The 7,969-nt window shown below is 74.6% G+C and carries 8 protein-coding genes; 5 read left to right on the top strand and 3 right to left on the bottom strand.

What is annotated here, in order from left to right; translation table 11 throughout:
* A partial coding sequence (locus BM093_RS38030; protein ID WP_143105535.1) for a transposase occupies positions 1 to 300 on the top strand: 300 nt, incomplete at its 5' end.
* A 253-nt stretch (positions 301 to 553) separates the two neighbouring features.
* Here BM093_RS38030 and BM093_RS26635 read toward each other — a convergent pair.
* From BM093_RS26635 to BM093_RS26625, 3 genes are all read right to left on the bottom strand, one after another.
* Positions 554 to 937, bottom strand: coding sequence for a hypothetical protein (locus BM093_RS26635; RefSeq protein WP_093351820.1), 384 nt, complete (start codon positions 935 to 937; stop codon positions 554 to 556).
* Between the two features lie 170 nt (positions 938 to 1,107).
* Positions 1,108 to 1,908 carry a polyphosphate kinase 2 gene (ppk2, locus tag BM093_RS26630; RefSeq protein WP_093351816.1) on the bottom strand — a complete coding sequence of 267 codons (801 nt, stop codon included), beginning with the start codon at positions 1,906 to 1,908 and terminating at the stop codon, positions 1,108 to 1,110.
* Between the two features lie 46 nt (positions 1,909 to 1,954).
* Complete coding sequence (locus BM093_RS26625) at positions 1,955 to 2,659, bottom strand: mycothiol-dependent nitroreductase Rv2466c family protein (RefSeq protein ID WP_093351846.1); 705 nt, start codon at positions 2,657 to 2,659, stop codon at positions 1,955 to 1,957.
* A gap of 59 nt (positions 2,660 to 2,718) precedes the next feature.
* Between BM093_RS26625 and BM093_RS26620 the strand changes: the two genes are divergently transcribed.
* The 4 genes from BM093_RS26620 (at position 2,719) to BM093_RS26605 (ending at position 7,836) form a co-directional block, all read left to right on the top strand.
* On the top strand, positions 2,719 to 3,576 hold the full coding sequence (locus tag BM093_RS26620; RefSeq protein ID WP_093351811.1) for an NAD(P)-dependent oxidoreductase: 858 nt from the start codon (positions 2,719 to 2,721) through the stop codon (positions 3,574 to 3,576).
* Between the two features lie 57 nt (positions 3,577 to 3,633).
* Complete coding sequence (locus BM093_RS26615) at positions 3,634 to 4,329, top strand: response regulator transcription factor (protein WP_093351807.1); 696 nt, start codon at positions 3,634 to 3,636, stop codon at positions 4,327 to 4,329.
* Between the two features lie 71 nt (positions 4,330 to 4,400).
* On the top strand, positions 4,401 to 5,807 hold the full coding sequence (locus tag BM093_RS26610; protein ID WP_425439202.1) for a HAMP domain-containing sensor histidine kinase: 1,407 nt from the start codon (positions 4,401 to 4,403) through the stop codon (positions 5,805 to 5,807).
* A gap of 58 nt (positions 5,808 to 5,865) precedes the next feature.
* A complete protein-coding gene (locus BM093_RS26605; protein ID WP_093351797.1) occupies positions 5,866 to 7,836 on the top strand; it encodes a S1C family serine protease in 1,971 nt (656 codons plus the stop codon).
* Positions 7,837 to 7,969: the final 133 nt, after the last annotated feature.

The following is a 7,969-nucleotide window of genomic DNA, read 5'->3' as shown; positions in this document are numbered from 1 at the left end:
AAGACCGTGACTGTGTACGCGATCACCAGCCTGACCGGTTTCGACGCCGACCCGGGCCTGCTCGCGCGCTGGATCCGCGGCCACTGGGGCATCGAGAACCGGTTGCACTGGGTCCGCGACGTCACCTACGACGAGGACCGCTCCGCGGTCCGCACCGGGAGCGGTCCTCAGGTCATGGCCGCCTTCCGCAACCTTGCGATCACCGCCCTGCGGCTATCGGGTGCGACCAACATCGCCGCCGCGCTGCGTCACCACGCCCGCGACACGCTCCGACCGCTGGCCACCTACAAGATCACCTGACGACTTTGCCGGGACCCTGGCCGGGGAGGCGGTCGTCCGGCATGTTCTCGAGCCTGTGCTCGACGACGGGTACTGGCCGGGAAACCGCCGCCGGACACGCTCGACGTCGCGATTCCGGCGGCCGCCCGGGCCGTTATCGACGCGGTGTGACCACGATCGACACCCGAATCCGGCGCAGTTTCCGCGTGATCGCTGCGCGGCCGATGGCGGCGGCGCCCACCCCCTGTGGCCGGGCGCCGCCGCCGGCGGGCCGTCAGCAGGGCTGGACGACCCAGGTGGTCCGGTCGGTGGTGTCCGGCCGCGCGTCCACCGCGGTCGAGGTGTACTGCGGCACGACGACGCCGTCCTCGTCCGGCCCGTGGAAGGTCGCGACCTGGTCGCCGGTCTGGTTGTTCACGAACGACCCGACCCTGCTCAGGCCGTCGCTGCGGACGTCGTAGAGGCCGCAGACCTGGTAGTCGTGGCGGGCGCCGGTGTAGCCGGGCCCGTCCCACGCGCACAGGTGGCCGACCTCGCACGGCGGTCCGACGTAGGGCTCGACGTCGGCCGGTGCGGCGAACGCGGCCGACGCGGTCGCGACGACGGCCCCGACCGACACCGCGACGGCCAGACCGGTGCGGATGATGCTGGACTTCATGGCTTCCCCCGTTCCTCGAAATCCGACCGGATTCCCCGATCCGGTCACAGGGGAAGACGCGTGGAACGGCGATCAGTTGTGCGTTGTGATACCTATCACGACAAAGCAACTGCCCATTGATGGCTAGTTGGAGTGAATGACAACTGCGGAATTCACGCCGTGACCGGTGGTCATTCCAGCAGCGTCGCCGCGTGGTCCGGGACGTCGCGCTGGACCTCGCGCGGCGGGCGCTCGTATCCGCCGGAGGGTGCCCGGTCGGGCAGGGTGAGGACCCGGCGCGGCACCGGCTCCCACGGGACCGACGTCAGCAGGTGGTGGATCATGTTGATCCGGGCGTTGCGCTTCTGCTCGGCCTCGACGATCCACCACGGCGCGTGCGCGGTGTCGGTGTGGGCCAGCATGGCGTCGCGGGCCATCGAGTAGTCGTCCCAGCGGGTCATCGACTCCAGGTCCATCGGCGAGAGCTTCCACTGCTTGAGCGGGTTCTCCAGCCGACCCGCGAACCGCCGGGCCTGCTCCTCGGCACTGACCGAGAACCAGTACTTGCGCAGGTGGATGCCGTCGTCGACGAGGAGCTTCTCGAACACCGGCGCCTGCTGCAGGAACCGCTCGTACTCGGCCTCGGTGCAGAACCCCATGACCCGCTCGACGCCGGCGCGGTTGTACCAGGAGCGGTCCAGCAGCACGATCTCCCCGGCCGCCGGCAGGTGCGCGACGTAGCGCTGGAAGTACCACTGCCCGCGCTCGCGCTCGGTCGGTGCCGGCAGCGCGACGATGTGGCAGAACCGCGGGTTGAGGTACTGGCTGATCCGCTGGATCGCGCCGCCCTTGCCGGCCGCGTCCCGCCCCTCGAACACGACGACGACCCGGGCCCCCGTCGCCTTGACCCACTCCTGCATCTGCAGCAGCTCGCCCTGCAGGCGCAGCAGTTCGGGCTCGTAGATCCTGCGCGGCAGCTTCCGGGTCGCCATCGGACCAGCCAACCAGACCGGCCCTACGGGGGCCGGTCCGGACGCCTCAGCGCACGGTGGTCGTACCGTGCGCGACCCGGGCGGTCAGCGGGGTGTCCGGGAACGAGCGCAGGCTGCGCTTGAGCTCGGCGAACCCGGGCCAGGTGGCGAGGGTGTAGGTCGCGTCCCACAGGCGCAGCGCGTCCTCGCCGAACGGCACGGTGTCGATCACCGGACCGAACAGGGCGGGGCCGTCGGGCGGGGCGAACGACAGGATCGGCGTGCCGACGTCGTCCCCGCAGCGGGCCCGCGCCTCGTCCACGTTCTTGCGCAGGTCCCCGTCGCGGGAGGTGTCGGACGCCGCCTCGGCGAGACCGGGGTCGAGACCGTAGCCCTCCAGCACCGGGCGCAGGTCCCGCTCGCGGGCCATCACCTGCATGACCGGGTCGAAGCCCTCGCCCTCGGGCGCCGGGGTGTCCCAGACCAGCTCACCGAACCCGGTGTAGAGATCGCCGACGACCTCCGGGCCGTGCCGCTCGCCGGCCGCGTGGATCACCCGCAGCATCTCCAGGCCCCGCCGGTGCGACTCCGGGTAGGCCTCGGAGACCTTCCGTCGTTCGTCGTAGGAGATGCCCTCGTTGAGGATCGCCAGCGGCAACGGCCGCCACGACACGGCGATCTCGCGCTGCCGGCCGACCTCCACCACCCAGCGCGAGGTGACCCAGCAGAACGGGCAGATCGGGTCGAAGAAGAACTCCAGCTCGTCGCTCATCGCCACCGCGTACCCGTTCCGGACCGGACTCAGGCGCACCGTCTCCTACGGTGGCGTCCATGACGACGGTCGCGCTGCTGGGCACGGGGATCATGGGCGCCGGGATGGGGCACAACATCCTGGCCGCCGGGCCGGACCTGCGGGTCTGGAACCGGACGGCGGCGAAGGCGGGCCCGCTCGCCGACGCCGGTGCGACGGTCTGCGCGGACCCGGCCGAGGCCGTCCGCGGCGCCGACGTGATCGTGACGATGCTGGGCGACGCCGACGACGTCGTCGCCGTCATGGAGCAGGCCGCCGGTGGGCTCACCACCGGCCAGGTCTGGCTGCAGACCACCACCGTCGGCGTCGCGCCGTTCGACCGGCTCCGCGCGCTCGCCGAGCGGCACGGCCTGGTGCTGCTCGACGCGCCCGTGCTCGGGACGCGCGCCCCGGCCGAGGCCGGGCAGCTGCTGATGTTCGTGGCCGGGGACCCCGCCGTACGGGACCGGGTCGACCCGGTGCTCGACGCCGTCGGCAGGCAGACCGTGTGGGTCGCCGACACCGCGGACGACGCCGCCGCGAGCCGGCTCAAGCTCGTCGCGAACAGCTGGGTACTGGCCGTCACCGCCGCGACGGGGGAGACCGTCGCGCTGGCCGAGGGGCTCGGGGTGGACCCGCAGGCGTTCCTCGACGCCGTCGCCGGCGGCCCGCTGGACCTGCCCTACCTGCAGAACAAGGCCCGCGCGATCCTGGCCGGCGACTGGACGCCCAGCTTCACCGTCGACAACGCCGCCAAGGACGCCGGGCTGATCGTCGACGCCGCCCAGGGGGCCGGGGTGCGGCTCGACGTGGCCGACGCCGTGCAGGCCCGGCTGCTGCGCGCCTCCGGACGCGGGCACGGCGGCGACGACATGGCCGCCGCCTACCGGGCGTCCTGAGGCCCCCGCAGGCTCCCGCTCAGAACACTCTCAGGCTGCTGGGTGAGACTGGGCGTCATGCGCATTCTGGTCGTCGACGACGACAAGGCGGTCCGGGACTCGCTGCGCCGGTCGCTGGCCTTCAACGGCTACCAGGTCGACCTCGCCGAGGACGGCCAGGTCGCGCTGGACAAGCTGCTCACCGACCGGCCGGACGCGCTCGTCCTCGACGTGATGATGCCGCGGGTCGACGGCCTCGAGGTCTGCCGCCGGCTGCGCAGCGCGGGCGACGAGCTGCCGATCCTCGTGCTGACCGCCCGGGACGCGGTGTCCGACCGGGTCGCCGGCCTCGACGCCGGCGCCGACGACTACCTGCCCAAACCGTTCGCCCTCGAGGAGCTGCTCGCGCGGCTGCGGGCACTGCTGCGACGACGCACCGAGCCCGGCGGCGACGAGGCCGTGGGCAGTGCCGCCCTGACCTTCGCCGACCTGTCGCTGGACCCCGACACCCGCGAGGTCTCCCGCGACGGGCGGCCGATCAGCCTGACCCGCACCGAGTTCTCCCTGCTGGAGCTGCTGCTGGCGAACCCGCGACGGGTGCTGACCCGGGCCCAGATCCTCGAGCGGGTGTGGGGCTACGACTTCCCGACCAGCGGCAACGCGCTCGAGGTGTACGTCGGGTACCTGCGCCGCAAGACCGAGGCCGAGGGCGAACCGCGGCTGATCCACACCGTGCGCGGGGTCGGCTACGTGCTGCGGGAGTCGCCTCCGTGAGCCGGTCTCAGCTGAGCGGCGCGCAGCAGCTCACCACCCGCGAGGAACGGGTCGAGCGGTGGTGGCGGCGGCTGCGTGGCGACCGCTCCCCGGACCGCGAGCGGTTCACCCTGCGGGCCCGGATCGGGGTGCTCGCGGCGCTGGTCGCGGCCGCCATGGTGCTGATCGTCTCGGCGGCCGCGTTCCTGGTCGTCCGGCAGAACCTGACCAGCTCGCTCGACGAGACGTTGCGCCAGCGCGCCTACCTCGCCGCGCAGAGCGACCTGAGCAACCCGCAGCTGCTGACCGCGCTGCCCCCGGCCGTGCTCGGGGCGGCCGACCTGCACATCGCGCTGGTGTACTCCTCGGGCCTGGCCACCTCGGCCGACCCGTCGTCGATGCCGCCGGTCGGCGAGCCGGAGCTGGAGGTCGCGCAGGGCGGCCCCACCCAGCCGGGGCGGACCGAGGCGCTGGGCGGCGTCCAGTACCGGATCGTCGCGGTGCAGGCCGGGGACGGCCGCGCCCTGGTCATCGCCCAGCAGCTGGACACGATCACCCGGGTGGTGGCCCGGATGGGCACCGCGCTGCCCATGGTCGGGCTCGGCGGCGTCGTGCTGGCCGCGCTGGCCGGGGTCGCCGTCGCCCGGACCGGGCTGCGGCCGGTGCAGCGGCTCACCGCGGCCACCGAACGCGTCGCGACCACCGGTGACCTGCGGCCGATCCCGGTGTCCGGCTCCGACGAGCTGGCCCGGCTGACGATCAGTTTCAACGCGATGCTCGGGGCGCTGGCCGCCTCACGCGAGCAGCAGCGGCGCCTGGTCGCCGACGCCGGGCACGAGCTGCGGACCCCGCTGACCTCGCTGCGCACCAACCTGGAGCTGCTCGCCGCGGCCGCCGCCCCGGACGCGCCCGACCTGCCCGCCGAGGACCGTGCCGAGCTGCTCACCGACGTCCGCGCCCAGGTCGAGGAGCTGTCTCACCTGGTCGGCGACCTCGTGGAGCTGGCCCGCGACGACTCGCCGACGATGACCACCGAGGCCCTGGAGCTGACCGAGATCGTCGAGCGGGCGCTGTCCCGGGTGCGCCGGCGGGCCGGGGAGATCGAGTTCGACGTCCGGCTCACCCCCTGGATCCTCGACGGCGATGCCAGCGCCCTCGAGCGGGCGGTGCTGAACCTGCTCGACAACGCGGTCAAGTGGAGCCCGCCGGGCGGGACCGTGCGGCTGTCGATGGTGCCGATCTCGCCGGAGTGGCTGGTCATCGAGGTCGCCGACGCCGGTGGCGGCATCGCGGTGGAGGACCTGCCGCACGTGTTCGACCGCTTCTACCGGGCCGACGCGTCCCGGACGATGCCCGGCTCGGGGCTCGGGTTGTCGATGGTCGCGCAGGCCGCGGCCCGGCACGGTGGCGAGGTGCGCGCCGGGCGTGCCCCCGAGGGCGGGGCGCTGCTGTCGATGGCGCTGCCGGGTCGTCACGTGGCGGAGCCGGGCAGCCCATAGCCTGGAGGGACGGTCCGGGACGGCGGGCCGTGCACGCGACGTGACGGACGGTGGACGCATGGCCGAGAACAACCCGCCCGACGACGGAACCGGGGCGCAGCCGGCGTCCGACGGGTCCGGCTCGGCGGGAGCCGCGCGTCCGGGCGAGCCCGGTACCGGTGACGCCGGCCGGGGTGCACCGGGGCAGGACGGGAACGGGCACGCGGCGACGGCGTCCGATGCCGGTGCCGGTGCATCGGAAGCCGCCGGCGCCGGTGACGGGCACGGTTCCGCGGAACGCGCGACGCCGGGGGAGACGGCGCCGGACGCTGCGGCCCCGCCCCCTGGCCCGGACCACAGCGCCCCGGACCACAGCGCCTCGGGCGGATCGACGACCTCCGCGGCGGACGGCGGGGGTGCCGCCGGCGATGCGGGCGCCGCCGGCGATGCGGGCGCCTCCGACGGTGCGGCGCCCGGTGCCGGCGCGTCCGGCGGCGAGGACGCCTCCGGCGGGGTGCCGCCCGGTGACTCCGGGTCCGGCGGGAGCGCGCCCGGTGGTGGTGGCCCCGGCGGGGGCACGTCCGGCGACGCCGTGACCGGTGCGGGTGCGCCCGGTGACGCCGTGCCGGGAGCCGGCGGGACCGGTGCCGCGGGTCCCGACGGCGCACCGGCCGGGACCGGTGCGCCGACTCCCGCGGACTCGGGTGCCGGGCCGGACGCCGACCCCGTCTCCACCCAGGACCCGCCGACCGACCGCTGGACCGTGCCGGTCAGCCCGTGGGCCCGCCCGGGCTCCGCGCCGGAGGCCGCGGCCGCCGGACCGGCACCCGGCGCGGGCGGACCGCACGATCCGTCCTGGGCCGGCCCGCAGGACCCGGCGCAGCCGCCGCCGTGGGCGTACGGGACGCCGCCGTACCCGGGCACCGCGCAGTACCCCCCGGCCGGCGCCCAGCAGCCGTACCCGCACGCCGGCGAGGTCGGGGCGCCCCCGCCGCGCCGGTCCCGGCGGACGATCGCGCTGGTCGCGGGCGGTCTCGTTCTCGCGCTCGTCGCCGGCGCCGTCGGTGGCGCGATCGGCACCGACATCGCCCGCTCCTCGGCGTCGGGCGGCGGGGTGCTCGCCGAACCGGTTCCCGAGGTCGAGTCGGACCTGCCCGTCACACCGGTCGAGGCGGTCGCCGCGCGGGTGCTGCCGAGCGTGGTACAGCTGACCGTGGAGGGCGGTGCCGGCAACACCGGTGACCGCGGGGAGGGCTCCGGCATGGTGATCAGCGAGGACGGGCTGATCCTCACCAACAACCACGTCGTCGAGCCGGCCGCGTCCGGCGGGACGTTGCGCGCGGTCCTGCAGGACGGCCGGGTCGCGGTCGGTTCCATCGTCGGCCAGGACCCGCAGTCCGACGTCGCGCTGGTCCGGGTGCAGCTGGCCGGGCTCACACCGGTCGAGCTGGGCAACTCCGACGGTGTCCGGGTCGGGCAGCAGGTCACCGCGATCGGGTCGCCGCTGGGCCTCGGCGGGTCGGTCACCACCGGCATCGTGTCCGCACTGGACCGGGCGGTCAGCGTCGGCGGCGAGGCGGGCAACGCGTCCACCGTGCTCAACGCGATCCAGACCGACGCGGCGATCAACCCCGGCAACTCGGGTGGCCCGCTGGTCGACATGGAGGGCCGGGTCGTCGGCATCAACTCGGCGATCGCGACGGCTGGCCCCGGTGGCGGCTCCATCGGCGTCGGCTTCTCCATCCCGGTCAACCAGGCCCGGCGGGTCGCCGACCAGCTGCGCACCGGCGGGCCGGCCACGCACGCCGTCCTCGGCGTCGAGGTCACCGACGACCCGCAGCTCGGCGGAGCTCTGGTCCGGACGGTCACCCCCGGTGGTGCGGCGGAGGCGGCCGGGCTGCGGCCGAACGACGTCGTGGTCCGGCTCGGGGACCAGCGCATCGCCACCGGAACCGACCTGCAGGCCGCGGTCCGCTCGCAGCCGCCCGGTGCGACGGTCGAGCTGCAGCTGCGGGACCGGACCGTGCAGGTGACCCTCGGCGAGCAGTGAGAAGCGTCACGACGTGCCTGGTCGGCGCAGCGCACCTCGTTGACGTGTGAAAGACCCTCGTGGTGGGCTGAGCAGGTATTCGGTGGTGCCCCGCCGAGTGCAACCCGAGCGCCGTGCCGGTGTGGGCTCCCCC

It is taken from the genome of Pseudonocardia ammonioxydans, from assembly GCF_900115005.1.
Classification (GTDB): domain Bacteria; phylum Actinomycetota; class Actinomycetes; order Mycobacteriales; family Pseudonocardiaceae; genus Pseudonocardia; species Pseudonocardia ammonioxydans.
This window is presented reverse-complemented; position numbering and strand designations above follow the sequence as displayed.